This window comes from Sphingobium sp. B2D3A, from assembly GCF_025961795.1.
Taxonomy (GTDB): domain Bacteria; phylum Pseudomonadota; class Alphaproteobacteria; order Sphingomonadales; family Sphingomonadaceae; genus Sphingobium.
The window spans coordinates 3,510,446-3,536,156 of sequence record NZ_JAOQOI010000001.1 but is presented as its reverse complement, the minus strand read 5'-3'; the positions used below and the strand labels follow the sequence as shown (position 1 = coordinate 3,536,156).

Below are 25,711 nucleotides of genomic sequence, written 5' to 3'. Positions count from 1 at the left end.
AATCACGGTGGATGCGCCGGCAGCGGGAAGCCGCCAACAGGCGCAAGGCCTATTTAAAACTGGGCTTCAACACCAGCCAAACATAGGCCACCACGCCGACCAGCAGCAAAATCCCGGCAGCATGCATGACCATGCTGTCATGCTCGATCGCATAATTGCCGGCCTGGTTGGCGATGGCGCAGCCAAGCGCCGGCGGCAGATAGTCGATCATCCGGTCCGGCGGATTTTCCATCGAGGAACGCTGGAGGAACAGCACGATGATGCCAGCAAATATCGCCAGAGAGAGCCAGTCATAAACTGTTTCCATGCAGTCTTCTCCCGTCAGGCGGCACAATTTTGATCGCAGGATCGATCGGTTCGAAACCGCTAATTTTTCTGAAATGAAAACGCAAAGCGATTCACGATCTTTTCGTCCTATGCCTGCATAATCCCGCCATGCCAAAATGGTTCAGGCTCGGGACCGGCCGAAAATGGTCGTCTTGCATTGTAGAAGTGATGCGTTACCTCGGAGCGCCCGTCCGGGCACAGGCATGGAGTGTTGCTATTGCGTAAGGGAATCATTCTGGCAGGCGGATCGGGGACGAGGCTCTATCCGCTGACCAAGGCTGTCTCCAAGCAGCTCATGCCAGTCTACGACAAGCCGATGATCTACTATCCGCTCTCGGTGCTGATCATGGCGGGCATTCGGGAGATCATGATCATCACCACGCCGCATGATCAGGCGGCATTCCAGGCTTTGCTGGGCGACGGGAGCGCGCTGGGTCTCGACCTGCATTATGCCGTGCAGCCAGAGCCCCGTGGCCTGGCGCAGGCTTATCATATCGGTGCGGATTTCATCGGCACGGACCCCTCCGCGCTGATCCTCGGCGACAACATCTTCTATGGCCACGGGCTCACCGAGCTATTGCAGGCCGCCAATGCCCGCGAGCATGGCGCGACGGTGTTCGGCTATAATGTCAGCGACCCGACAGCCTATGGCGTCGTCTCCTTCGACGCCGACGGGAAGGCGCAGACGATCGAGGAAAAGCCCGCGCAGCCCAAATCCAATTATGCCGTAACGGGACTTTATTTCTACGACGGGCAGGCGGTGGAGCGCGCGGCCGGGCTGGCGCCGTCCGCCCGGGGCGAGCTGGAGATCACCGATCTCAATCGCGTCTATCTGGAAGCCGGCGAGCTGAATGTCGAGCTGATGGGGCGCGGCTATGCCTGGCTCGACACCGGCACGCACGGCTCGCTGACGGATGCCGCTAATTATGTGCGGATCACGGAGGAGCGGCAGGGCCTCAAAATCTGTTGCCCTGAGGAGTTGTGCTGGCGCATGGGCTTTATCGATGATGCGCAGCTGCTGCGCGTCGCCGAGCCGCTGCGCAAGTCCGGCTATGGCGAGTATCTCCTCAAGCTGCTGGACGGCAAAGCCTGATGAACCTCATAGAAACGGCCATTGATGGCGTCTTCATCATCGAGCCGAAGGTTTTCGGCGATGAGCGCGGCTTCTTTCTGGAAAGCTGGAATGCGCGCGCGTTCAAGGATGCCGGGATCGATATCGACTTCGTGCAGGACAATCACAGCCGCTCCTCGCGCGGGGTGCTGCGCGGGCTGCATTATCAGCAGCCTGGTCCACAGGGGAAGCTGGTGCGGGTCACGGCCGGCGCGGTGTTCGATGTCGCTGTGGATATGCGCCGGTCCTCGCCGACCTTCGGCAAATCGGTGGGCGTCGAATTGAGCGCGGCCAACAAGCGGATGCTCTGGGTGCCCGAAGGCATGGCCCACGGGTTCCTCTGCCTTGAGGATGGCACGGACTTTCTTTACAAATGCCGCGGCTTTTACGATCCCAGCCATGAGCACAGCCTGCTGTGGAACGACCCGGCGCTCGGCATCGACTGGCCATTAGGGGACATCGTACCGCAGCTTTCCGCCAAGGACATGGCCGGCAAGCCGCTGGCGGATGCGGTGACCTTCCCGTGAAGGTCATCATCACAGGGGCAGGCGGTCAGCTTGGCCAGGCGCTGCAGCGATGCGCGCCTAAGGATGCGGACATTGTCGCGCTGGATCGGGCCGCGCTCGATATCGGGGACGAGGCGGCTGTTTCGGCGTGCGTCGCCGAGGTCCAACCCGCGCTTATTCTCAACGCGGCCGCTTATACCGCCGTGGACAAGGCAGAGAGCGAACGCGATCTTGCCTGGCGCATCAATGCCGACGGGCCGGGCAATCTGGCGCGCGCGGCAGCGTCAAGCGGCGCGGCCCTCGCGCATGTCTCGACCGATTTCGTGTTCGACGGCACACAGGGCACGCCCTATCGGCCGGACAGCCCCGTTGCCCCGCTGGGTGTCTATGGCGCCAGCAAACGGGCGGGGGAGGAAGCCGTGCTTGCGGCGTGTCCGCACGCCCTCATCGTGCGGACGGCCTGGGTCTATGGCGACACCGGCCCTAATTTCGTGCGGACGATGCTGCGCCTGATGGCGGAGCGGGATGAGGTCCGGGTGGTCGCCGACCAGATCGGCACGCCGACTTATGCCGCCGGGCTGGCCGACGTCCTCTGGCGATTGCACACCGCAGGGGCAAGCGGCCTCCATCACTGGACCGACAGCGGTGCGGCGAGCTGGTATGATTTTGCCGTAGCGATTCAGGAGGAAGCGGTCGCGCTTGGCCTGCTGAGCCGGACGGTGCCGGTCTTGCCGATCAGCACCAGCGATTATCCCACGCCGGCGCAAAGACCCTCTTATTCGGTTCTGGACAAGAGCAGCACCGTTGCGCACATCGGCGCACCCGCGCCGCACTGGCGCGTCCATCTTCGTGACATGCTCGGAGTGATCAAGGCGAATGGCTAATCTGCTCGTCACCGGCGGTGCCGGCTTCATCGGCGCGAACTTCGTGCATTATTGGCGCGCCCATCATGCTGGCGACGTTGTCACGGTTCTGGATGCGCTCACTTATGCGGGCAATCCAGCCAATCTCGATGGCCTGAGCGATGTCGAACTGGTGGTGGGCGATATCTGTGATACGCCGCTCGTCGAGGATCTGCTGGCCCGCAAGCAGATCGACACCATCGTCCACTTCGCCGCTGAGAGCCATGTCGATCGCTCGATCACCGGGCCGGACGCCTTCGTGACGACCAATGTCATCGGCACGCACAGCCTGCTCAAGGCCGCGCGCAAGCTGTGGCTCGACACCGGCACGGGCCGTCCGCACCGCTTCCATCATGTCTCGACCGATGAGGTCTATGGCTCGCTGGGGCCGAACGATCCGGCGTTCAGCGAGACCACCGCTTATGCGCCCAACTCGCCCTATTCGGCCAGCAAGGCGGGTTCGGATCATCTGGTGCGCGCGTATCACCACACTTATGGCCTTGAGGTCACGACGAGCAATTGCTCGAACAATTATGGCCCTTATCAGTTTCCCGAGAAACTGATCCCGCTGTTCCTGCTCAACTGCCTCTATGGTCGTAATCTTCCGATCTACGGCGACGGCATGAATGTGCGCGACTGGCTGCATGTCGAGGACCATTGCCACGGCATCGAGAAGGTTCTCCAGGTCGGGCGACCGGGCGAAACTTACAATATTGGCGGCGGTCAGGAACTGCCCAATCTCACCGTTATCGAGGAGATTTGCGCGACGGTGGATCGCGCCTTCGCTGCCGATCCGCAACTTGCCCAGCGCTTCCCCGACGCGCCCGCCGCGCGGGGACAGGCGTCCGAGACGCTGAAGACCTTCGTCACCGATCGCGCTGGGCACGACCGGCGCTACGCGATTGACGAAACCAAGGCGCGCTCGGAACTGGGCTATGCGCCACGCCGCACCTTCAGTGAAGGCTTCGCGCAGACGCTGGACTGGTATCTTCGCAATGAGCAGTGGTGGCGGCCGTTGCTTGAGAAGGCCGCTGCTGGCCAGTGACGGGGGGCGGATCTCGGATCCGCGCGACCCTTCGGATCGCTGAGCCCTCTCTCAGCTTCGACCAGGCAGCACGCTGCCAAGTCTGCGCATCCCTCTCCCTCAGAGGGAGAGGGTTGGAGTGCAGCGCTATCGGCCTTTGATCGAACTCATGACGTCGGCCTGACGCCCGACGAGCCGGCCCACCACCCTCGTCACCCCGGGCTTGACCCGGGCCCCGCTAGGCTTCTTGCGGGGGAGGGAGTTTCAACCAAACCGTGCATTCGAGCGCCGGAATGTAATTGAGCATTAGGAAGCTGGACCCCGGGTCAAGCCCGGGGTGACGGTGGGGAACTGGGGGCACTCTAGCCCCTTTAGCGAGGACAGTCCTTCCAGTGCGACCAGTCAGGCAGCGCGGGATGCGTGAACCTGCCTCGCCGTTCAGTCTTCCTTGCTGAAGTAATCCGTATATTTGCCGTAACCGCCGTAGGAATAGCCATAGGGGTCGGTCACGCCGCCATCGTAGCGGTTGAGGACGGAACCGAGGCATTCGGCGGGGTCGAGCAGGCGGATCGAATCGGTGACCTGCTTCTGGTTGGTCCGGCCCTGTTCGATCACCATCAGATAAGCATCGACATGGCCGGCGATCACCATGGCGTCGTCATTGGCGAACACGGGCGGCATGTCGAAGAGGATGATCGTATCGTCATCCAGCGTGCGCAGGGCTTTGACGAACCGGTCGAAGCGGTCGCCGGCGAGCAGCGGCATGCTGTCGAGATCGTTCGAATAGCAGGGGTAGAGCGTGAGGTTGGTGCCTTCGACATGGCGGCCGATCTTGCGCAGATCGTCGGTTTCGCCGGCGAGGAAGCGCTCCAGGCCGACTTCGCCCACCAAGCCGAAATTCTGCGCGAGCGAGGCCCGGCGAATGTCGAGGTCGAACACGAGGACCTGCTTGCCGGGCAGGCGGCTCAGCGTGGCGGCGAGATTGGCGGTCAGGAACGACTTGCCGGCACCGGGCGCCGGGGAGGTGACCCCGATGATCCTGTGCCCGCCCGCTGCCATCCGCTTGACCACCTGCGAGCGCAGCAGGCTGAACGGACGGGAGGCGAGGTGCCGGTTGCTGAACGCCACGACATGCTGGGCTTCGAGAAGCTTCGGGTCGGGCGTGAACAGCGCTGTCTCGTTGGGCGCGGGAATGCGGAAAGGCGCGCCCTGCAGGGCCGATGGCGCAAGCTGATCAGACAATGCTCAAACTCCTTGGATACAGTGCGCGCGGATCAGTCGTCGTCATCATCGTCATCGGGCTTCGTGCGGCCTTTGCGCCCGCCAAAGGGCCACAGGCGCTTCAAACCGCGCTGCTGCTGCTCGGCTCGCGACATGATCGTGGGAATGACTACCAGCGGCAACGCACCGGTCGCTTGCAGTACGGCGTCAGCGCCACGGATCGGCCGCGTGAGCATCTCGATCAGGAAGATCAGGCCAAAGCCGAGACCCAGGCCTGCGAAGGCGCCGAGCAGGATGATCTTCGGGCGATTGGGCGAATAGGGATCGTCCGGCACCACCGGCGGGTCGATCACGGAAAGACGCTCGCCCTGCTGCTCGTCCTCGGCACGCTTGCCAGCCTTGGCGTTCATCAGCTGGTTGGACACCTTCTGATATTGCTCGTTGAGGCCCGTCATGCGCTGCTGCAGCTGCGCCAGTTCCTGCTGCACCACCGGCGCGCGGATCTGGGCGCTCAGAATGGAGGCGCTGCGGCCTTCTTCGGCGGCACGCGCCGATTCAAGGCGGGAAATCTCGCGATTATTGGCGGCGATCTGGGCGGAAATAGCGGAAGTAGGAATGCGCGACTGATTGGATTTCGCCAGCTCCCGCGCCTCGGCGAGCCGCTGCTTGGCCAGAACCACGTCCGGATGCTGCTCGGTGTAACGCGCCCGGGCGGTGGCCACAGCGGCTTCCGCTTCGGCGATCACCGGATCGCGGTCAGCCGCGCTCTGCGTCAGTTCTCGCTGCGCCTGCAATTGCGCATTGGCGGACTGAAGCGCGGCGATGCGGCTGTCGATGCCGATGGTGCCGCCGCCGGTCGTCGCCATGGTGCTGCTGGCCAGCGTGAGGCCGTTCTTCAGCTGGATATCGGCGATCTGCTTGTCCAGCGCGGCGATCTGCGTCTGCAAATCGGCCTGCTGGTCAGTGAGGAACTGAATGGTGTTCACCGATTGCGCGGCAGAGGTGCTGGCGTCCAGCTGCAGCACCTGGTCGGTCAGCGCCTGGGCGACGGCCTGCGCCTTCACCGGGTCGGAATAGTTGAAGCTCATCGAGAAGGCGATGGTGCTGCGCCGCCCGCCATTGGCGGCCTGAATGTCCGCTGTGACCGGTTCGATGGCAATCGCTTCGCGCATCGTGGTGATGACTTCGGAGAGCGACTGGGTCCGCAACTCGGTCTGGTACAGCCCGTTCCTCTGGATGAGTTCCACCAACTGCGGACGGCTGAGGACCTGCTGGCGAATGCGCGCCATGCGCTGGTCGACGACGCTCGTGCCGTCGGCGCTGCGGGGATCGCCCGCCACATCCTCGGGAAGAAGCGAGGCCTCGACCAGCAGAACCGCCTTGGACTGGTACTGCACCGGCAGAAGGAATGCCGTGGCGATGCCGGCCAGGAGCAGCAGGAGGGCGGGCACGATGACCAGCCATTTGCGCTGCATCAGAATCGTCGGGATATGCGGCAGGAACGATGCCCCGCCGGACTCCTCAGCCGTGTCGTAATTGGCGTGGACGTTGTTCATCAGTTCTGACCGAGCCTGTACCGCAATCCAACGAGTCCGTGGATGTTTGCGTTGCGTGAGACGAGCGAGCTATATGTGTCACTATAGGTTACCGAAATGACAGCAGACAGCCGAGGACGTAGCAAACGCTCGTAACCGACGCTCGCCCGCGCATAATCGCTATCATTGCCGCCGGTTCCCACGAGGCTGCTCGACCGGGAATAAGAGGCGCTGGCGTTGAAGCTGCTACGCTGATCGATCTTGTAATTATACAGCGCGCCGATGGCCGTGACTCGCGAGGAGCCGGCGATCGACGAGGGGGAAACCCCGTGCGAGCCGGTGAGGCAGAAACTCGTGCGATCCCCTTCACGGCAGAGATCTGCCGAGGCGTAGAAGGATGTGTTGTTGATCGACACGGCAGGGAATTGCGTCTCGCTGAAGGTCAAGCCCGCCGCGAGTTTCAGGCTCAGCCGGGGCGCCAGCCGCGTGTTGAGCTGGGCGGTCGGCGTATATTGGGTCGTCTTGCCGAAGGCGGGATCGAGATAATCGCTGCGAGCCGCATTGAAGCCCACGCCCACAGAGGTATTCGCGCCGATTGCACGCATATAGGTCAGGCCGCCGCCGTAGGTGTCATATTCCTTGGAAAGGCCCATATTGTCCGGGAACCGCACGCGCGTGCCGTTGACTGACACGTTGAGCGTGTCGCGGGGCGAGAGGGTGAAGCCAAGGCCCAGCTGGCCGGAGAACACGTCGGACCGCTGGCGATAGTTCACGCTGCCGCTCGGATCGACGATGATCGGGGCGCCAGGATCGACCGGCCCGCCCACGATCGGATCGTAGACCGGATACAGGCCGTTGCGCACGTAGCTGGAGTAGGAAAGACCTGCAGTCAGCGAGGTTAGCGGACTGATCTGGCGGCTGATGTTGCCGGAAAGACCATAGTCGGTGGTGCCGTCGTAGAGCCGCGAATATTCCGTATGCGTCACCGATCCGCGCAACTGGGTCGTGCCCGTCGGCGAATTGATCGTGACGGTGGGGGCGAAGCTGCCGGCCAGCGTGGCGGCGGCGCTATCGCCGCCCACCGTGCCATAGGGATTGCTGGCGACACCGCCGGTGACGCCGAGATCTGCGCCGATGCGGGTGTCAGCCTGCGCGGCGCTGCCGAGCATGAGGGCGGCGATGGCTGCCGAGCCGATCAGCTTCGTCTTATTCATGGAACAATCACCGTGTCGCCGGTCTGGATCTGGGGAATGGCGCGGGCGGCCTCTTCGGAAAGATTGCCCTTCATCGCGCCGCCGAGCCGGAAGCGCAGCGCGGACAGCTCATTGCCGTTCTTGCGGATGATGGTGACGTTATCGAGATTGGCGAACTCGTCCGGTCCACCGGCCATGGCGATGGCCTCGACCAGGTTCACATAGCGACCCGGTGTGAACGAGCTGGGGCCGCGGACCCGGCCCACCACCGAGAAGGTGAAGCCCGAGGGCGTTTCGACCGAGACGGTCACCTGCGGGGGCTCGCCGCGATACTGGCTGGCCAGTCCGTTCGAGATCGCAGTCTGGACCTGCTCCGGCAGCATGCCCTGCGCGACGATGCGGCCGACCAGCGGGAAGGAGAAGCTGCCATCCGGCAGCACGCGGATCGAGCGCTGCAGACGCTCCTCGCCCCACACATAAACCTCGATCTGGTCGCCGGGGTTAATTGTATAGGGCCGGGCGACCTGATTGGATGCACCGCCTGCCGCAGCGGCGTTCTGCTGCGCCATCGCTGGCAGCGTTGCGACGGCGGCAAGAAGGCCCGCCATGGACCATGAAATTACGGGAAACCGCACGGTTGAGGATCCTTCTACTTGGCCGGGAATGCAGGCTTCATATACCAAAACCCTATGCCGTCACTACGTAAAAGCTGGGTTAATGATGTGGGGGCAATGGTTACTTTCGTTGCTTGCTGGGGTTAAGCCCTGTAACGCGACGCGGGTTGGGCGATATTCACGACAGGGCGATATGACCGGGTTTGGCAGGCTGACTTTCGCTCATGGCAGCGCTGCCCGTTTCGGCAGTAGAATGCCGAAGGCCTCGGGCCGAGGCCCATCATCGAACGCTTTGGCAGCTTTGCTGATCCTCGCGGCCTTGGGCGGCTGCAAGAGCCCGAGTGAGCAGGCCGCCGAGCGGGCGCAGGCGGCGGAAGCGATGCTGCAGGCGGGTGACCTCGCCGGCGCCCAGCGGGCGATTGGCGAGGCGATCCGTCTGCGGGAAGATGGACCCAATTTCCAGCAATTGGCTGGCATGATTGCCTTGCAGTCGGGCGATCCTGCGGGGGCCTATCGGGCGTTCCAGAGAGCGCTGGAGTTCGATGCCACGAACCGTCTGGCCCTCGCTTATGTGGCGAATCTCGGTGTTCAGCTTGGGCAGATCGCAGATGCCGAAGCGGCAGCGGACCGACTGTTGACGCTGGAACCCGATGCCATGCCCGCGCTGCAGACGAAGGGCATGATCGCCCTGGCCCGCGAGCAGCTAGACGATGCGATGTCCTATGCGGACCGGATTCTGGCGCGCTCGGCGACGGACGAAGCCGGTGTTATCGTGAAGGCGCGGGTGCTGGCGCGGCGCGGGCAGGCGGAAGAGGCCATCGCCCTGATCGACAACGCGTTGCGTGTCTCCGGCGATTCCTCGGCGCTGTTGACCAACAAGGTCAATCTGTACCGCTATCTGGGCAAGCCCGAGCCGATGGCTGAGGCGCTGGGCCGGCTGGTCGCGACCGGGAATGCCGGGACGGCCATGAAGCTGGACCGCATCAACCTGCTCTACAAGATGGGCCGGCTGCCGCAGGCCCGCGAGGCCAGCCTGGCGCTGCTCCGTGAGGGTTTGCGAGAGCCGTCGGATTATGAAGTGCTCACCCGCATCTGGTGGGAGTTCGACCCCACGCCGCTGTCGCCCGAGGTCGCGCGCGGGCCGACGGATTGGCGTGACCCGCTCGCCGTCCTGACGGTGTCGCGCTATCTGCTCGCGCGCGGAAATCGCGAGACGGCCAATCTGCTTTTGAATTCCGTGCCGGATGGGCGGGCCAAGGATTTGATCGCACCGCTCAAGCTGCGCCTGCTCATGGAAACCGGCAAGGATAAGGGAGTCGAGGGGCAGGTCGAATCGCTGCTCAAGCAGGATCCCGAGAATGTCGACGCGCTGCTGTTGCGCGCGCACTATGCCGCGAAAAGAGGCGACGCACGCGCTGCGCTGGAAGCGGCGCAGCTGGCGCTGGCGAACGATCCGCGCAATCCCGACGCCTATCAGGCCGTGGCGCAGCTTTATCGGGCGCGCGGCGAGATCTGGCGTGCCCGCCAGATCTACGAAGAGGGATTGAAGCAGATTCCCCAGAATTTTCCTCTGGTGCAATCTTATATGCAATATCTTCATGACTCGGGGGATAGGGCGCGGAGTATGTCGGTCGCGCGCAATTTTGCCCGGGCTTTGCCGTCGTCGGAAAAGGCGTGGAGCCTGCTCGTGGCGCAATGCGCGGCCATACAAGATGGGACCTGCGCGAGCGTGGCTCAGAATGGATTGGACAATGCCCGGACAGCCTATCTCGTGGATGATCCCCCAGGCAAACCGGCCGATCGCGGCCTGTTTGGTCGCTTTTGACACCGTTTTGTAATTCGGCGAACCATGATCAGCTTTCAGCGTCCTGCGCGTAACAAATATGTCCGCTTCACGTCCAACGTGTTGCGCTCGGGCGGTATCATCAATGATAGCCTGTGCTTCCTGCTGTCCTATCTGATCACGGTCGCCTTTTACCGCAGTTTCCTAGGCTATTATCTGGACGCACGCCTCCATTCGACCGTCGTGGTCGTCATGGCGATCAACTTTTTCCTGATCCGGATTTCCCGGGACGCCTATTCCGGCTTCCGGGGGCAGGGCGATGATCTTGGTGGCAGCACATTCCTCGACTTCCTCGTGGCTTTGACGCTGACCGGATTCATCCTCGTCCAATTTGGCAAAGGCGGCGATCTGTCGCTCCGCTTCGCGCTCGTCTTCTCGCTGGTCTGCCTTATCTTTCTGGTGTTTTCGCGCCTACTGTTCCGGCAGCTCGTTCGCGTGGCGATGAAGCACAAGATCATCGGGCAGCGCGTGGCGATCTATGGCGCGGACCGGGAGGTGACGAGCCGGCTGCTGGAACTGCTGGAGATCGAGCGGCTGCCCCATATCAACATCGTGGGTTTTGCGGACGACCGGCGCTCTCGAGTCGAGACGGGTATGATCGGGCGATTTCCGTATCTCGGGGGGTTCGACGAGATGCTGGGCCTCGCGCAGCAGGGGATGCTGGACCAGGTGATCGTGGCGCTGCCTCTGGTGCGACAGGAGCGTCTCAACCAGATCATCGAGCAACTCAGTGCCGGCGCGATCGACATTTGCATCATGCCGCGCGAGTTCTTGGTGCTGCGGGATCGGTACAGCGTCAATTATATCGGCTCCCTGCCGGTGCTCAGCGTGTGGCAACTGCCGATGCGGGATTTCGACGGCGTGCTGAAGGAGATTCAGGATCGCCTTCTTGCGCTCATCGGCGTGATCGTTCTCGCGCCGCTGCTCATCCTCACCGCGCTCGCCATCCGGCTGGAGAGCAAGGGGCCGATCCTGTTCCGCCAGAAGCGCCTCGGCTTCAACAATCTGGAAATCGAGGTTCTCAAGTTCCGGTCGATGTATACCGATCGTCAGGATGTCAGTGGTGGCGAACGGACCCGCAAGGGCGACCCGCGGATCACCCGGGTGGGCCGCATCATTCGTCGCACCAGCATCGACGAACTGCCGCAGCTGTGGAATGTGCTCCGGGGTGAGATGTCTCTGGTCGGGCCTCGGCCCCACGCCTTGGCGATGCGCGTCGGCGATGCCTATTATCACGACGCGGTTCGGGGATATGCTGCGCGGCATCGCGTGAAGCCCGGGATCACCGGCCTCGCGCAGGTGAGGGGCTTGCGCGGGGAGATCGATACGATCGAGAGAGCCAAGAAACGTGTCGAATATGACATCTATTATATCGAGAACTGGTCGCCCTTGCTTGATCTGCGGATCATCCTCGAGACTGTCGTGCGCCTGATCTGGGACAAGCATGCCTACTGAGGCTGTCCGCCAGGCTGAAGGGTCGTTCGAGCGGGCTGCCATGGGCGGCGCGCTGATGAGTGGGCTCAACTGCATCGCGCGGAGGGGGTGAAGCGATGCAGGCGTTGATCGCACAGGGCGTTCTCATCCTCTGGCCGTTGGTGGCTCTGGTCCTTTACATGACCATGTCGGCCGGACGGGCAACGATCTGGACGTTGCTCGCGGGCTATCTGCTGCTGCCGCGCGGGGTTGCGTTCGACCTTCCGGGCATCCCGGCCTTCGACAAGTCCACCATCCCAAGCCTCGCAGCGTTCGTGCTCGCGCTAGCCACCTCGCGGCGGGGTGAGTTCAAGTGGCCGCGCAGCAAGGCGCTGAACCTGCTGATGCTGGGCTTTGTCCTCACGCCCTTTGCCACGGCTCTGACCAACCGCGATTTTTACATGATCGGGAGCATGGCCTTCCCGGCACTCGGTTTCAGAGAAGGCCTGTCCATGTCGGTCGGCCACGTGATCACGCTGGCGCCCTTCGTGCTCGGCGCCGGTCTGCTCGGTAATGAGCGTGGCCATCGGCAGATCCTGCTTGCGCTGGTGATCGGCGCGCTGGCCTATTCTATCCCCATCATGCTCGAAGTCAGGCTCAGTCCGTTTTTGCAGCGATGGGTCTATGGCATCGAAGACGCCGAATATTTCCTGCAACAGATGCGGTTCGGTGGCTTTCGCTCGATGGTGTTCCTTGGGCACGGTTTGCTGGTTTCAGCTTTCCTGGCGATGGCACTTCTCGCGGCGATCGGACTGGGGAAGATGCGAGTCGCCCTCTTCGGCCTGCCGATGAGCTTGATCGTGGTCTTCCTTGCCGTCGTCCTCGTTCTGAACAAGTCACTCGGTGCGATGCTGCTCGTTCTGCTCCTGGCGCCGTTACTGCTGTTCCTGCGCCCCCGCCTATACCTCACGATCATGGCCGGACTGGCCCTGATGGTCGTGACTTATCCCGCCCTGCGCGGCAGCGGCCTTATTCCCTTGCAGGACGTCGTGCAAACGATTCGCTCGGTCAGCCCCGATCGCGCAGAGTCTCTCGACTTCCGTTTACGCAATGAAGAGATTCTGCTCACTAGGGCGCAGCAAAAGCCGCTCTTTGGCTGGGGGACTTTCGGCCGGAACCGCGTGATTGTGGTCACGCACTGGGGTGGGACGGTGGATATTTCTGTCACAGATGGCACTTGGATCATTGTGATCGGCATGCTGGGCTGGGTCGGCTATTTCTTCTTTTTCGGTTTGCTCACCTACCCATTCTGGCGGATTTTGCGGTTTCGCCGGTTCAAGACACCCACAGCTACACTTACACTCGCTGCTGTACATATGTTCAACCTACTGGATTTGATCCCTAACTCTTCTCTAGGACCCGTGACGTGGCTGATCGCTGGAGCGTTGTGTGCCGTGATGAATTCGAAGATTAAAGTGAATCAGCCCAAACTGGATGGAGATAGCAGATGAACAACCCTCCAGAAGATGGACGGCGGTCGATCTCGTGGCTGAGTTGCTTAGGAGCTGCGGCATTCCTATTGGTCGTTTTGGCCCTATCCACGGGTTTTCTGGTCTACGTGTTCTCCTACGGGCCACTCCGGTAGCGCAAGTGAATTCAGTCGCATTTTCGCCACCGGCGGCAGCTTTCGGGGTTGTACGCCAGTGTTTGTCGCGGCAGTTTCATAAGCGATTTGGGGAGTTCTAGAACGTCAGAAATCGGGTGCGTGCGGTGGTGTCCATTCGCATGCGTCTGATTGCCTAAGGCGAAATTAACCACACTTGGCAATCGAAGCTTTTTGGCTCTCTCCTAGGTTCGCTTCGGGACGCAATGAATCCCTACGGGGTTGGCAGGAAGTTGAAGCGTATGAACCGGGTGCGTAAGACGAAACTCAGGTTGATCGGTGCGATGGCACTGAGTTCGACAGTGATGATGGGCACGGCGGCAGTGGCTGCTAGCACGGCCAGCGCGTTTCTTCTCTATACGGCGTCAATCAAGCTGAAAGGCCTCAATCTGGTGAAATGGGCCGATGTTCTCTCGGTTCTGACCCTTGCGTCACTCCCGTCGACGTCCTCGGGTACCAAGCCGTCGGGCTCTTCCACGACGACGATTTCCACACCGGGTTCCGCGACCACTGTTGGAAGCGGGTCGGCAGCGACTGGCGTGCCGGCCATGAAGCTCGGATTGAACCTGACCGCTCCCACCACATGGATGGGAAACAGGTCTTTCCTGAACCTTCTAAGCGGTTGGCGTCTCAGCAATGCGCAGGGCGGATGGTCTGACATGCCCGAGGACCGTCTGGACGCCAACAAACGGCTCATCGATCTGCGACCGGGTGAATCGGGCATTCGCCAAATGGCTCTGCCTACGCGCAGCCTGTGGGGTGAGAGTGTCGATATCATCTGTCGGTGGCAGGGTACGGGAAGCGTCGGTGTCGGCGGTACGCCTGCAAAGAATTCCCGAGTATCGGGAAAAACTTTGACATTCACATTCGTCCCTCAGGGAGGTTCCACAGCCTGGCTGCGTATCGCAAGTACAAGCCCGTCGGATCCTGTTCGGAACGCAGACTGTCGTGAAGTCGACGCCGATCCGAATGCGACGTTCGACCCGACTTATCTTGCCGAGGTGAAGCGCTACGGCGTCTTGCGGTTCATGAAATGGTCCTACGGGGGCGTCGAGGGCAATCTTCCTGTGCGTTGGGAGACCCGAGCAAAGCTGGGCGACGAAATCGTTGCCGGTCCGGACGGCGTGGCGCTGGAATATATGATCCAGTTGGCCAATGAATTAAAGGCCGATCCTTGGTTCTGCGTTCCCTGGAATGCCGACGACGAGTATGTGCGCAAGTTCGCGGAGCTCGTGCGCACACGGCTGGACCCGTCTCTCAAAGCCTATGTTGAGGTATCCAACGAGGTTTGGAATTACGTTTATCCCGTGACGACGCAGGCTTTGAAAGAAGGTAAGGCGGCCGGTCTCTCCTCGAACGACCATATGGCGATGCTGTCTCGTTATTCGCAGAAGACTGGACAGGTGATGGACATTTGGTCCTCCGTTTTTGCCGGTCAGATGCAACGGATCGTCCGTGTTGCGGCAGTTCAGACGGGTGCCTGGAATGCGGACTTTGTTCTAAGTTTTGGCGACACTGCAAAGAAGGTGGATGCTGTTGCCATCGCGCCCTATTTTGCAGCGAACCTGTCTGCGAATGCACTTGATACCTCGGCGGGTGTCGATGCTGCCTTTGCCGGTCTGGCCAATGACGTGAATGACCGCATCGCCGAATCCAAGAAGGTCAAGGACGTTGCTACCAAATTCGGTTTGCGAACGATCACTTATGAGGCGGGCCAGCACGTGCTGGGATCGGCGCCGCTGGACAAAATGATCGCCCTGCAACGGGACGCGCGCATGACCAAGCTCTACACGACCTATCTCACCAAATGGCGTGACGAGGTCGGAGACCTCATGGTGATGTTCGCGGATTATGGAGGCGGCAGCCAATGGGGGAGCTGGGGCCAGCGGGATTATGTGGGCCAGCCTTTGAGTGAGGCGAATAAGGAAAGAGCTGTGGAGCTGTTCCGCCAGTCCTACATCACACGCTGATCAGGATAGATTAGATGGGACGGGTCGCGCTGAGCGCGGCCCGTTCTCTTGTCTGACGGATTAACTTTACCGGTCAACTTGCGGGATCGCGGCCTCAACGAGAACGCGGCCCTCTCTGCGTGGGTCATAGCCGCCGTCAACCACGCCATTGCGGATGATGACGGCATGAACACCGCTGTCTTCACCTTGTCCGGGTCGCAGGTCGATGCCGCGGGCCTTCAGGCCTGCCAGCGTGTCCGGCGAGAACTTGCTCACTTCACCCTGAAAGGCAGAGCCACGTGCGATGAGATTGGGGAGGGCGAGGGCTTCCTGCATGGGGAGACCCCAGTCCACCGCAGCGACCAGCGACTTGCCGACATAAGCGAGAATGGCGTTGCCGCCGGCTGAGCCAATGGCGCCCGCGAAGTGGCCCGCGCGATCAATCATCACCAGCGGGATCATCGAGGAGCGCGGGCGCTTGCCGGGCGCGACGGCGTTGGCTGCCGGCCTTCCGTCCGCATCCTGCGGCGTGAAGGAAAAATCGGTGAGCTGATTATTGAGAAAGAAGCCATCGACCATGCGGCCCGTGCCGAAGATGGATTCGACGGTCGTCGTGATCGAGACGACATTGCCGCGCGCATCACCCACGATGAAATGGGAGGTGCCGCCGGGCTCATGGGTGTCGTCGATGCCAGCGATCTGCGCGCCGGGCGGCACGCCGGCCGAGGGCGGCGGCCCCGCGGTAGCGCCGATCAGCTTTGCCCGGCTGTCGACATAGACGCTATCGAGGAGCCCGGCGACGGGAACGGCAGTGAACGCCGGATCGCCGACATAACGGTCGCGATCGGCGTACATCAGCCGGCTTGCCTCGGCGAACTGGAACCATGCCTGCGGGTCGGCTGGCCCGCGCTTGTCGATGTCGGTGCGTTCCAACAGGGAGAGCAATTGCAGGAAGGCGACGCCGCTTGACGGCGGCGGCGGTACGCACACGACGTAGACCCGGTAGGGATTGCACACAGCCTCACGCTTGATCGGACGGTAGGCCGCTAGATCAGCCAGCGTCATGCTGCTGCTTAGCGGCCCGGCGGTGACCCGCGTCACGATCCGTTGCGCGGTATCGCCGGCATAGAGCGCGGATGGCCCTTGCGCCGCGAGACGCTCCAGAAAATCGGCATAAGCGGGATTGGCGAGTTGATCGCCGGCCTTCTTGATCGATCCGTCCGGGGCAGAAAAATAACGCCGCGCGTCGGCCACCTGCATCTGGGGAAAATTGCCTTCCAGGAACTTGGCCAGGCGCGGCGTGATGGTGAAGCCGGTGCGTGCCGTCCGCTCCGCGTCGCCGAAGAGAGATTTCCAGGGCAGGCTGCCATGCTCGTCATGAGCCAGGGCCAGCATCCGCACCGCGCCCGGCACGCCGGTCGCCCGGCCGCTCACCAGCGCGTCGCGGAAGGGCATGGGCTTGCCGTCGGCACCGAGAAACATGTCCGGCGTGGCACCGGCGGGCGCGGTTTCCCGGCCGTCATAGACGACCACCTTGCCCGTGCCGCCATCGAAAAAGGTCATGAATGCGCCGCCGCCCATGCCCGAGCTCTGGGGTTCGACAAGCGAGAGCATCGCCTGCACGGCAATGGCTGCATCGACTGCGCTGCCGCCCTGGCGCAGGATCTTCATGCCGGCTTCCGCTGCCAGCGGGTTGGAGGCCACGACGAAATTCTGGGCTACCGGCGAAGCAGGACGCGGCGCTGTGCTCGAGCGGGGCGGCGCAGTCGTCGCACAGGCCGTCAGGGCTAGCGCGGAAAGGAAGCCGATGGCGGCACGGAAATGGAACATATGGCAAGCCCGCTTGGTTGTGATCGACGACGCTGCGCTGCAGTCGCGGCACAGTGGGGCGCGCACGATCCCGAAGCAAGGGGATGATGTGCGTATCTTGCCGGCGCTGCCGCCCATGCACGATCGGACGTGCGGGCAGGGTGGCCCTCACGGAACGGCGCGCTATATGGGATGTAAAGGCGCTCGCTGTCGGAGCAGCCGGTTCAAGGAGAGCGTTGCTTGCAGGCCCTCGAATATTTTCCAAGCCTGACCGCCATGTTTTTCACGCGCGCCATGGAGCGCGGCGAGCGGCCGTTCCTGTGGGCCAAGCAGGGCGAGCAATGGCAGCCGATCAGCTGGATGGAGACCGCCCGCCGGGTCGCCTCAATGGCAAAGGCGCTCAAGGCGCTGGGCGTCGCGCCGGGCGACCGGGTGATGCTGGTCTGTGAGAACCGACCGGAATTCTGCATTGCCGACCTGGCGATCATGGCGGCGGGCGCCATCACGGTGCCAACCTACACCACCAACACCACGCGCGATCATGAGCACATCATCGGCAATAGCGGCGCGCGGGCGGTGATTTTCTCGACCGCGAAAATCGGCGCTGCCCTACTGCCCGCCGTTATGCGCTCGCGGATCGAATTCGCGATCAGCATCGAGCCGATCAAGTCGATGCAGAACTCGGCTGTGCAGATCTGCGACTGGGCGACGCTCATCGCCGAGCATCCGGCCGATCCTGTCGCCTGCGCTGCCGAGCAGACGGCCACGCGCGATGATATCGCCTGCCTGATCTACACCAGCGGCACCGGCGGGGCACCACGCGGGGTGATCCAGCATCACGGCGCCATTCTCTGCAATGTGGAGGGCTGTGTCGACATCATTGCCGGTGATTTCGGTTGGGATGATGAGGTGTTCCTCTCCTTCCTGCCGATCAGCCATGCCTATGAGCATTCGGGCGGTCAGTTCCTGCCGATCGGCTTGGGCGGGCAGATCTATTATGCCGAGAGCCTGGAAAAGCTGGCCAGCAATATTGCTGAAACACGGCCCACCATCATGGTGGTTGTGCCGCGCTTGTTCGAGCTGCTGAAGACCCGCGTCACCAAGGCGGTGGAGAAGCAGGGCAAGGTGCCCGCGCTGTTGCTGGAACAGACGCTGCGGCTGGGCGCAAAGCGGGCGGAAAGGGGCGGCACGCTGCCCTTGTGGGACAAGCCGCTCGAGGCCGTGCTCAACCGGACGATCAATCCCAAAATCCAGGCCCGGTTCGGCGGCAGGATGAAGGCGCTCGTCTCCGGCGGTGCGCCGCTCAACCCGGAGGTGGGCACCTTTTTCCAGTCTTTCGGCCTGACCTTGCTGCAAGGCTATGGCCAGACGGAGTCAGGACCGGTGGTGAGCTGCAATCGCCCCTCGGTAGGGCTGCGGATGGACACGGTGGGGCCGCCGCTCAAGCATGTCGAGGTACGCATTGCCGAGGATGGCGAAATTCTCGTGCGCGGCGAGCTGGTGATGAAGGGCTATTGGAACAATCCGGCGGAAACCGCGCGGGCGATTCAGGATGGCTGGCTGCACACGGGCGATATCGGCCGGTTCGACGATGCCGGGCGGTTGATGATCACGGACCGCAAGAAGGACCTGATCGTGAATGACAAGGGCGACAATGTCGCACCGGCCAAGCTGGAGGGCATGCTGACCCTGCAGCCGGAAATCGGGCAGGTGATGGTGCATGGCGACCGGCGCCCGCACATCGTGGCGCTGATCGTGCCCGATCCGGACTGGCTCAAGACATGGGCACAGGCGCAGGGCAAGCCGGCCGATCTTGCAGCGCTGCGGGAGGACCCGGCGTTGCACGGGGGGATCAGGGCCGCGGTCGATCGCGTCAATATTGACCTGTCCGTGATCGAGAAGGTGCGGCGCTTTGCGTTGGCGGACGAGCCGTTCACGATCGACAACGAGATGCTGACGCCTAAGCAATCGATCCGCCGCCACGTGATCCGCGCACGCTATCAGGCGCGGCTGGACGCGCTTTACAAGGCGTGACGGCTGCCCGGCGTGTTACTTGCCGGGCGTGCGATAGGGAATGAAGTCGCCCAGTGCACAGCTGCCGGTCATCGCGCCCGAGGGCAGGTTCACCACGCGGGCGATGTCGCCACGGCAATATTGCGATGAACTCATGCGGTTCATCACAAGCGTGTCGCCGCGCGAGATGCCGGTGCAACTCCCCTGCAGGCGGTTGAGATAGACCTGATCCTTGCTGACCACATAGACCAGCGTGTTATCGCCGATGGACCGCAGGCGGCTGCTGTCGAACAAGGTGACGCAGGAGACGGGCTCGCCCGCCGTCTTGCCCTCCAGCAGGCGCTCCAGCTCCTGCGTTTCGCGTTCGCTGAGCCTTGGTTCGGGAGCAGGGCCCGCCGTCGCGCAGGCGGCCAGCGGCAGGACCGCCAATGAGAGACACAATCTGTTCATCATCTCCGCTCCTCTCGCGTCCTTCTGTCTCGCGAAACTAGCAGATTTCCGGCTGTCTCGCATCTTATATGACGGATACGAACGCGCGCGCCCTTGGTTGCGAAAGCAGGGAAGGAGCGAGTAGGCTCCGGCAGCCTTACCCCCTGTCCTTGGCCGCGCGTCGGCTGGCCAGTTCCTCCACGCTTTGGGCGCGCATGAAGGGGTTAGTGGCGCGTTCCAGCGCGATCGTTGTGGGAACGGTGGCCTCGTCGCGCGCGCGGGCAGCTTCGACCTGCGCGAGGCGATCCGCGATGGCCGCATTCTGCGGTTCTGCCTGAAGGGCGAACTTGCCGTTGGAGAGCGTATATTCGTGCGCGCAATAGACCTGGGTGTCGTCGGGCAGGGCCTCGAAGCGTCGCATATTGGCGTACATCTGCGCAGGCGTGCCCTCGAACAGCCGGCCGCAGCCCATGGCGAACATCGTATCCCCCACGAAGATCATGGCGTCGTCGGCAAAGTGATAAGCGATGTGGCCGGCGGTGTGGGCCGGCACTTCCATCACCACCGCTTCGTGATCGCCCAGCCGTACCCGGTCGCCTTCGCGGGCCGGGCGATCGACATTGGGGATTTTCGCGAGTTCGGCGGCGGGCGCCGTGACGGTGGCGCCGGTCGCGGCTACGATGCCCGCATTCCCGCCGATATGATCGCCATGCCAGTGCGTGTTCCAGATCTGGGTGATTGACCAGCCGCGCGCCTGCGCGGCCGCCAGCACCGGCTCGGCCACCGAGGGGTCGACGACCAGCGTCTCCCCGCTCGGCTTGTCATGAACCAGCCAGACATAATTGTCCGACAGAACCGGGACGCGCAGGATTTCGAGCGCGCTCACCATTCACCCGTGTTCGGCATCGAGGCCCAGGGCTCGGCTGGCTCGAGATGGCCATCCTGCAGCAGCTCGATGGAAATGCCATCGGGCGTGCGGACAAATGCCATATGGCCGTCCCGGGGCGGGCGGTTGATGGTCACGCCATTGTCCATGAGGCGCTGGCAGGTCTCGTAGATATTCTCGACCCGATAGGCGAGGTGACCGAAATTGCGCCCGCCGCCATAGCTTTCGCCGGCGCTGCCGTCTTCCGGCGGCCAGTTGTAGGTCAGTTCCACCTGCGCATCCTCATCGCCCGGCGCGGCGACGAAAACGAGCGTGAAACGACCCTTCTCATTATCGAAGCGACGGACTTCCTTAAGGCCGAGCAATTCGAAAAAGCGCAAGGTCGCGTCGATGTCGGTCACGCGGATCATGGTGTGGAGATATTTGGGCATGGTGCAGCTCTTTCCTTTGGTCCCGCGTCAGCAACGGTTCAGCACAAGAGTGAGATTGGTCACCTCTCAAATAGGCGTCTCGCGGTCGCGGGAAAAGAGAGGAATGCGCACAATGGTTTGGCTGCAGGACATGAACAGGGTCGCTTTGGCAGGTGCGGTGGTGCTTGCGGGCGGCATGATCACCGGTGGCTACCTGCTTGGGGATGGCCTGCGGCGTGCCCACACAGCTGACCGATCCGTGACGGTGCGGGGCCTTGCCGAGCGCAATGTGACCGCCGATCTTGCGACCTGGACCATCGCCTATTCCGCGACCGGCACCGACCTTGCCAGCGTGCGGGCCGATATCGAGGGCAATACGGCCGAACTGCGGGGCTACTTCAAGAGCCTCGGCTTCCCGGACACTGCGCTGACCGCGACCGGTGCCGGGGTCAATCAGTTCATCAACAATGGCGTGCCTAACATCACGATCACCCAGCGGATGCAGTTGCGCACGACCGACATCGAGCGGGCGCAAAAGGCAGTGGCCAATCAGTTCGATCTCGTCCGGCGCGGCGTCACGCTGCAGGAGGGTTCGGCGATGAGCTACAGCTTCACCAAGCTCAACGATATCAAGCCGCAGATGGTCGCTGCCGCGACCAAGGATGCGCGCTCCTCGGCCGAACAGTTCGCCAAGGATAGCGGCACCGGCGTGGGCGGCATCAAGAGTGCGACGCAGGGTTATTTCTCCATCGAGCCGCGCGATGGCGAGACATCCGGCGGCTATGGCGCGGCAGACACACCGTTCAAGAAGGTGCGGGTCGTGACGACGGTGGACTTCTACCTCGACTGAGGTCGGCCGCACGCACGCTTCACCGCCCGGTTTCGGTCCCTGCGGCAGTGGCCGCGGGGGCCGGATCGCCGTTCAGCTGGGCGAGATAGTCGGTGGCCTGTCGGGCAATATCGCTATCGCGCGCAGCCAGTTCCTTGCTGCGGCTGAAGGCAGCGCGGGCGCCGGCATCATTGCCTGAGAGCGCCAGAATGATGCCCTGTTCCAGCGCAATGGCGGCATCGTTGCGGGCGCGGCTGGCGGCTTCGTCGATATGCAGGCGAGCCAAGGGCAGGTCGTCCATGCGCCGGGCCAGCGTGGCCGAGAGCAGCCATGCGAGCGGATCGGCGGCGGCCAGCACGATCGCCTGATCGAGGTCGGTACGGGCGCCGGGCAGATCGTCGGCAGCCACGCGTGCGCGGGCGCGATCCAGATAGATTTCTCCGGTCGCGAGCGTCTTGGGCAAGGGGCGCGAGAGTGCCGCATCCAGCGCCCGCAGCGCGCGCGGCGTTTCGCCCGCGATCAGCGCGGCATTGCCGGCCTGCGACCATAATCGCGCCTGCGTTACCGCGTCGAGGCCCTTGAAGGCCGCGCCATCCTCGAAAGCCTTTGCCGCGTCGCTCCAGCGCCCGGCCTGCCCGAGCGCATAGCCCCGGCACTGCGCGGCATAAGCGCCGCCATCGGCCTTTGCCCAGGCGTCCGCAGCGGCAATGCCCTCGGAGGGGTTTGCGTTGGCGCGCTCCAGACAGGTGGCGAGGCGGGGCGCAATGGCGGGCGGGACGACGGCGGCCAGTTCCGTGCTGTCATTGCCGGCGCGTTCTGCGGGCACCTGCTCGATCCAGGGGCGCTGCTCTCGCTGCTCGGCCTCGGCGCGGCGCATCTCGTCTCGTCGCCGCAGCAGCGCCTCGATTTCCGGATCATGATGGGGCACGCTCGCTTGGGCGAGCTGGGCGAGGGAAAGCGCGGCGGCAACGAGCATGGGCAGGGTCAGGACTCCACGAGGCGCGCGACAGTCGCGATCAGCAGGGCGATGTCCTGCGGGCGCGAAAGGCGATGATCGCCATCCTTGACGAGCAGCGTCTGCACATCGGCTGAACGAACCTGCTGCGCGATCCGCACAGCGATTTGCCAGGGAACGTCGGTATCGGCCTGGCCCTGCAGCATCCGCACCGGGCCATTGATCGCGATGTCGCCATCGAGCAGCCGCAGCGCTTCGCCCGACTCCCAGAAGGCGCGTGTGGTGACATAGGGCTGGTCACCATAGGGCGTGGGCTCGACCAGCTTGCCCTCGCGCTGCAGGGTTGCCTTTTGCGCGGCATCAAAGCCCCAATCGGTAAAATCCGGCGCGGCGGCGATGCCGACGAGGCCGGCGACGCGCGCGCCCAAATCGCGGGCGAGCAGCAGGGCCAGCCAGCCGCCCATGGAGGAGCCGACGAGGATGACTGGCCCGGCGGGGATGCAATGGTCGATCACGGCGCGGGCATCGTCGCGCCAGCTGGCGAGTGTGCCGTCCTCGAACCGCCCTTCGCTTTCGCCGCAGCCGGCATAATCCAAACGGAGCATGGCGCGGCCTTGGGCGGCGGCCCAGTCGTCCAGCGCCAGCGCCTTGCTGCCCATCATGTCCGACATGTAGCCGGGGAGGAAGACGATGGTCGGCCCTGTGCCGGGCCGGTGGCGGAAGGCGAGGGACAGGCCTGCGGCGTTGGGCAGGAAGGCGGGCGGTGCGCTGGTGGTGTCGTCAGTCATGACGCTGCCCTTATCAGAAAGGGAAGCGGCTGGCAGGTGCGACGTCCTTGTCATCCTTGCAGGCATTCACGATGGCGCGCCATTCCGCCGGAGTCAGTGCGGCCTCATAGCGGTGGCCCTTGCGCGCAGAGGCCTCGAACGCCTTGCGCCGCTCGGCGGAGATGGGGTGCGACGCCATGAGATTGGCGGCGCGCTCAATCTGCTCCCCGCCCTCACCACCGCCAAGGCGATTGAAGAAGGCGGCGGTGGGCAGGGGCGATATGTCGGCCTTTTGCAAGGCGCCGATAGAGTAGCTGTCCGCCGCCCGCTCGGCATCGCGGCCATAGCTCAGGGACAGCAGGCCGTTGGCGGTGTTGCCGAGGTCGCCGCCGAACCCGCCCAGCACGATGCTGAGGCCAAACTGACGGATCAGCGCCGTCATCGTGTCGCGGTTGCGGACATGGCCGATCTCATGGGCGAGGATTCCCGCCACTTCATCGGGCGACTGGGCATCCTGAATGAGCTGGTCGAACAGCAGGATGTGGCCGCCGGGCAGGGCGACCGCATTGACCATCTTTACATTGGCGATGCCGATGCGGCGGATGGGTACACCTTCCCCGAGCTTGCGCTGGAGCTTGTCGAGCGCGGCGCGGCTTTGGGGCGTCTGGCAGAGGCGACCGCCGAAATCGCCGATCATGGCATCGCCGAGCCGCTGTTCCCAGCTGAGCGGAACATGCGGCGCGATCCAGTCCGGCGCGCGGAGAACGGCGTAGACGACGCCCGCCGCGATCACGGCGAAGAGCGCCAGCGCCCGCCACAGACCGACCCGGTCGATCCAGCGGCCATAACGCGCGGGGAGGGGCAGGTGGATCGCGAAGTCCTGCGGTGGCGCGCCGGTGAAGCCGAGCCGCCAGCCATGCTGTCCGCGCAGGCCATAAATGGAGCGCCCGCCGCTGCCATCGACCGGCACCAGATCGCCCCAGCGGTGCGGGCCGCTTTTGTTCAGACCCCAGCGGAGCGTGAACGTCTCTGCTGTCCATTCGAGAACCGGATGATGGCGCGTCGCGCTGGTACCATCATAATGCCAGATGGTCTCGTCCGGGCCGGCCTGGGTCATGCGCGCGCTATGGTGCTAGATGGCGCCGATGTCGAACGCATCGGCAAGGCCCTCGCCCTGACCCGGCGCATTCGTGCTCGACTGGGTGAGAGAGGAGAGGCTGATCTCGCCGCTGGCATCGAGATGAACGATGAAGAACTTCCAGTGCCGATAGGAGAGGAAGACGAGGCCGATGCCGAGCGTCAGCACCACCAGCGCGATGTCGCCAAGGATGAGCTTGAACCAGTCCTTGGTGCGGGCCGAGAAGTGGAAATCGAGCGTCGAAAGTGACAGGCTGCTCACGGCCACGCGGAAGAATTTGGCGTAATAGGCCAGCGCAAAAAAGCCGATGATCGTATAGATCAGCAGCACCATCAGGATCATCGCGAGCACGAAGGCGAGGCCGGGTTGGGCCTGCGTCTCGGGATCGAAACCGCCACGCATCGCAGCGCCGCCACCTGCAAAAATGAGTACGGCCATGACGGCAAAGATGATGAACGGCAGCAGGTAGAACAGCAGGAAGCGGCGGAAGATCTGGCCGGGCATTGCCGCCGCGCGGAAGGGATGAGGGCCAAAGCTCATCGCGTTCCAGCGGTCGTTCCACAGTGAGGTCATAGACCAGGGAATGAGCAGGCCGATCATCATCCACGCGACGATGTTGCGCCAGACGTAGGACCAGCCATAGGCCCAGCCCTTGTCATTGCTGCCGCCGCGAATGCCGTGCCACCAGGTGCGGCTGAGGCGATAGCGCAGCATCCGCATGCGCGCGACGCCGGCGAGATAGAAGATCACCACGAACGACGTTAGGCCCAGCACGCCGGCGAGCGGTGCCTGTCCACGCAACACCATGGCCTGCATGCCGAAGTTGAGAAAAAGGAAAGGAATGCCGAAAAGCACCAGCACGATCAGGAAGCCGATGAGCAGTTCAACGCCGGTGCCGGTCCATTCCAGCCGCTCGTCGATGAAGCGGGTGCGGCTCCACAAATAGCGCCGCGTCCGCGTCGTTGCCCAGAACCGATAGACGCCCAGCGTCACGATGGTCAGCAGCAGATTGGTGAAGGCAATCGGGGCGTATTCCCGCCAGCTTCCTTCAAAACCGAATGCACGGTCGGTCTGGTCGTTCATTGGCAATGGTCCCCCGGCTATTGCGCGGGCGACCAGACACCGGATGCAGCTGACCTGTCAAGTGACTGAGAAAAAAGGGCGGGGCGCGAAG

At 63.2% G+C, this 25,711-nt stretch carries 23 protein-coding genes; 10 read left to right on the top strand and 13 right to left on the bottom strand.

What is annotated here, in order from left to right:
* Positions 1-49 precede the first annotated feature (49 nt).
* Positions 50-307 carry an XrtV sorting system accessory protein gene (locus M2337_RS16480; RefSeq protein WP_181560423.1) on the bottom strand — a complete coding sequence of 86 codons (258 nt, stop codon included), beginning with the start codon at positions 305-307 and terminating at the stop codon, positions 50-52.
* Positions 308-544: 237 nt separating this feature from the next.
* Between M2337_RS16480 and rfbA the strand changes: the two genes are divergently transcribed.
* Genes rfbA through rfbB form a run of 4 tightly spaced genes read left to right on the top strand, consistent with a single transcriptional unit; the run spans position 545 to position 3,891 of the window.
* Positions 545-1,420 (top strand): glucose-1-phosphate thymidylyltransferase RfbA, encoded by an 876-nt coding sequence (gene rfbA, locus M2337_RS16475; RefSeq protein ID WP_264571111.1) that lies wholly within the window; start codon positions 545-547, stop codon positions 1,418-1,420.
* Positions 1,420-1,965 (top strand): dTDP-4-dehydrorhamnose 3,5-epimerase, encoded by a 546-nt coding sequence (gene rfbC / locus M2337_RS16470; RefSeq protein ID WP_264571110.1) that lies wholly within the window; start codon positions 1,420-1,422, stop codon positions 1,963-1,965. Before rfbA ends, rfbC begins: the two co-directional genes overlap by 1 nt.
* Entirely contained in the window at positions 1,962-2,828 is an 867-nt protein-coding gene (rfbD, locus tag M2337_RS16465) for a dTDP-4-dehydrorhamnose reductase (protein WP_264571109.1), read from the top strand. The genes rfbC and rfbD overlap by 4 nt, the downstream gene beginning before the upstream one ends.
* Positions 2,821-3,891, top strand: coding sequence for a dTDP-glucose 4,6-dehydratase (rfbB, locus tag M2337_RS16460; protein ID WP_264571108.1), 1,071 nt, complete (start codon positions 2,821-2,823; stop codon positions 3,889-3,891). The genes rfbD and rfbB overlap by 8 nt, the downstream gene beginning before the upstream one ends.
* A gap of 417 nt (positions 3,892-4,308) precedes the next feature.
* On the opposite strand, the gene M2337_RS16455 is transcribed toward rfbB, so the two are convergent.
* From M2337_RS16455 to M2337_RS16440, 4 genes are read right to left on the bottom strand one after another with little or no spacing between them, the layout of a single operon-like run.
* The gene (locus tag M2337_RS16455; RefSeq protein WP_264571107.1) at positions 4,309-5,112 is read right to left on the bottom strand and encodes a CpsD/CapB family tyrosine-protein kinase; all 804 of its coding nucleotides are present in this window, start codon (positions 5,110-5,112) and stop codon (positions 4,309-4,311) included.
* Positions 5,113-5,144: 32 nt separating this feature from the next.
* Positions 5,145-6,647: a GumC family protein gene (locus tag M2337_RS16450; protein ID WP_264571106.1), complete on the bottom strand. Its 1,503-nt coding sequence runs from the start codon at positions 6,645-6,647 to the stop codon at positions 5,145-5,147.
* The gene (locus M2337_RS16445) at positions 6,647-7,840 is read right to left on the bottom strand and encodes a hypothetical protein (RefSeq protein ID WP_264571105.1); all 1,194 of its coding nucleotides are present in this window, start codon (positions 7,838-7,840) and stop codon (positions 6,647-6,649) included. Before M2337_RS16445 ends, M2337_RS16450 begins: the two co-directional genes overlap by 1 nt.
* A complete protein-coding gene (locus tag M2337_RS16440; RefSeq protein WP_264571104.1) occupies positions 7,837-8,454 on the bottom strand; it encodes a polysaccharide biosynthesis/export family protein in 618 nt (205 codons plus the stop codon). The genes M2337_RS16445 and M2337_RS16440 overlap by 4 nt, the downstream gene beginning before the upstream one ends.
* A 271-nt stretch (positions 8,455-8,725) precedes the next feature.
* Here M2337_RS16440 and M2337_RS16435 point away from each other — a divergent pair, with 271 nt between their 5' ends.
* From M2337_RS16435 to M2337_RS16420, 4 genes are all read left to right on the top strand, one after another.
* The gene (locus tag M2337_RS16435) at positions 8,726-10,258 is read left to right on the top strand and encodes a tetratricopeptide repeat protein (RefSeq protein WP_264571103.1); all 1,533 of its coding nucleotides are present in this window, start codon (positions 8,726-8,728) and stop codon (positions 10,256-10,258) included.
* Positions 10,259-10,282: 24 nt separating this feature from the next.
* Positions 10,283-11,731, top strand: coding sequence for an undecaprenyl-phosphate glucose phosphotransferase (locus M2337_RS16430; RefSeq protein WP_181560414.1), 1,449 nt, complete (start codon positions 10,283-10,285; stop codon positions 11,729-11,731).
* 95 nt (positions 11,732-11,826) lie between these two features.
* Entirely contained in the window at positions 11,827-13,200 is a 1,374-nt protein-coding gene (locus tag M2337_RS16425) for a hypothetical protein (RefSeq protein WP_264571102.1), read from the top strand.
* Between the two features lie 394 nt (positions 13,201-13,594).
* Positions 13,595-15,322: a hypothetical protein gene (locus tag M2337_RS16420; protein ID WP_264571101.1), complete on the top strand. Its 1,728-nt coding sequence runs from the start codon at positions 13,595-13,597 to the stop codon at positions 15,320-15,322.
* Between the two features lie 66 nt (positions 15,323-15,388).
* On the opposite strand, the gene ggt is transcribed toward M2337_RS16420, so the two are convergent.
* Entirely contained in the window at positions 15,389-17,131 is a 1,743-nt protein-coding gene (gene ggt, locus M2337_RS16415; protein WP_264571100.1) for a gamma-glutamyltransferase, read from the bottom strand.
* 219 nt (positions 17,132-17,350) lie between these two features.
* On the opposite strand from ggt, the gene M2337_RS16410 reads away from it, so the two are divergent.
* Positions 17,351-19,144 (top strand): AMP-dependent synthetase/ligase, encoded by a 1,794-nt coding sequence (locus M2337_RS16410; protein WP_264571099.1) that lies wholly within the window; start codon positions 17,351-17,353, stop codon positions 19,142-19,144.
* Positions 19,145-19,159: 15 nt separating this feature from the next.
* On the opposite strand, the gene M2337_RS16405 is transcribed toward M2337_RS16410, so the two are convergent.
* The 3 genes from M2337_RS16405 to M2337_RS16395 all read right to left on the bottom strand — a co-directional run bounded on the left by M2337_RS16405 (position 19,160) and on the right by M2337_RS16395 (position 20,869).
* The gene (locus M2337_RS16405; RefSeq protein ID WP_264571098.1) at positions 19,160-19,576 is read right to left on the bottom strand and encodes a DUF6491 family protein; all 417 of its coding nucleotides are present in this window, start codon (positions 19,574-19,576) and stop codon (positions 19,160-19,162) included.
* A 133-nt stretch (positions 19,577-19,709) separates the two neighbouring features.
* Positions 19,710-20,441, bottom strand: coding sequence for a hydroxyacylglutathione hydrolase (gene gloB / locus M2337_RS16400; protein ID WP_264571097.1), 732 nt, complete (start codon positions 20,439-20,441; stop codon positions 19,710-19,712).
* Positions 20,435-20,869, bottom strand: a complete 435-nt coding sequence (locus M2337_RS16395) for a VOC family protein (RefSeq protein ID WP_264571096.1) — start codon at positions 20,867-20,869, stop codon at positions 20,435-20,437. The genes gloB and M2337_RS16395 overlap by 7 nt, the downstream gene beginning before the upstream one ends.
* A gap of 112 nt (positions 20,870-20,981) precedes the next feature.
* On the opposite strand from M2337_RS16395, the gene M2337_RS16390 reads away from it, so the two are divergent.
* The gene (locus tag M2337_RS16390) at positions 20,982-21,698 is read left to right on the top strand and encodes an SIMPL domain-containing protein (RefSeq protein WP_264572297.1); all 717 of its coding nucleotides are present in this window, start codon (positions 20,982-20,984) and stop codon (positions 21,696-21,698) included.
* Positions 21,699-21,717: 19 nt separating this feature from the next.
* Here the strand turns inward: M2337_RS16390 and M2337_RS16385 are convergent, their stop codons facing one another.
* The 4 genes from M2337_RS16385 to M2337_RS16370 are packed head-to-tail and all read right to left on the bottom strand — an operon-like array spanning position 21,718 to position 25,620.
* Positions 21,718-22,653, bottom strand: coding sequence for a hypothetical protein (locus M2337_RS16385; protein WP_264571095.1), 936 nt, complete (start codon positions 22,651-22,653; stop codon positions 21,718-21,720).
* Positions 22,654-22,661: 8 nt separating this feature from the next.
* Positions 22,662-23,420, bottom strand: a complete 759-nt coding sequence (locus M2337_RS16380) for an alpha/beta hydrolase (RefSeq protein ID WP_264571094.1) — start codon at positions 23,418-23,420, stop codon at positions 22,662-22,664.
* A 13-nt stretch (positions 23,421-23,433) separates the two neighbouring features.
* Positions 23,434-24,516: a M48 family metallopeptidase gene (locus M2337_RS16375; protein WP_264571093.1), complete on the bottom strand. Its 1,083-nt coding sequence runs from the start codon at positions 24,514-24,516 to the stop codon at positions 23,434-23,436.
* Between the two features lie 15 nt (positions 24,517-24,531).
* Positions 24,532-25,620: a YjgN family protein gene (locus tag M2337_RS16370; RefSeq protein WP_264571092.1), complete on the bottom strand. Its 1,089-nt coding sequence runs from the start codon at positions 25,618-25,620 to the stop codon at positions 24,532-24,534.
* Positions 25,621-25,711 lie beyond the last annotated feature (91 nt).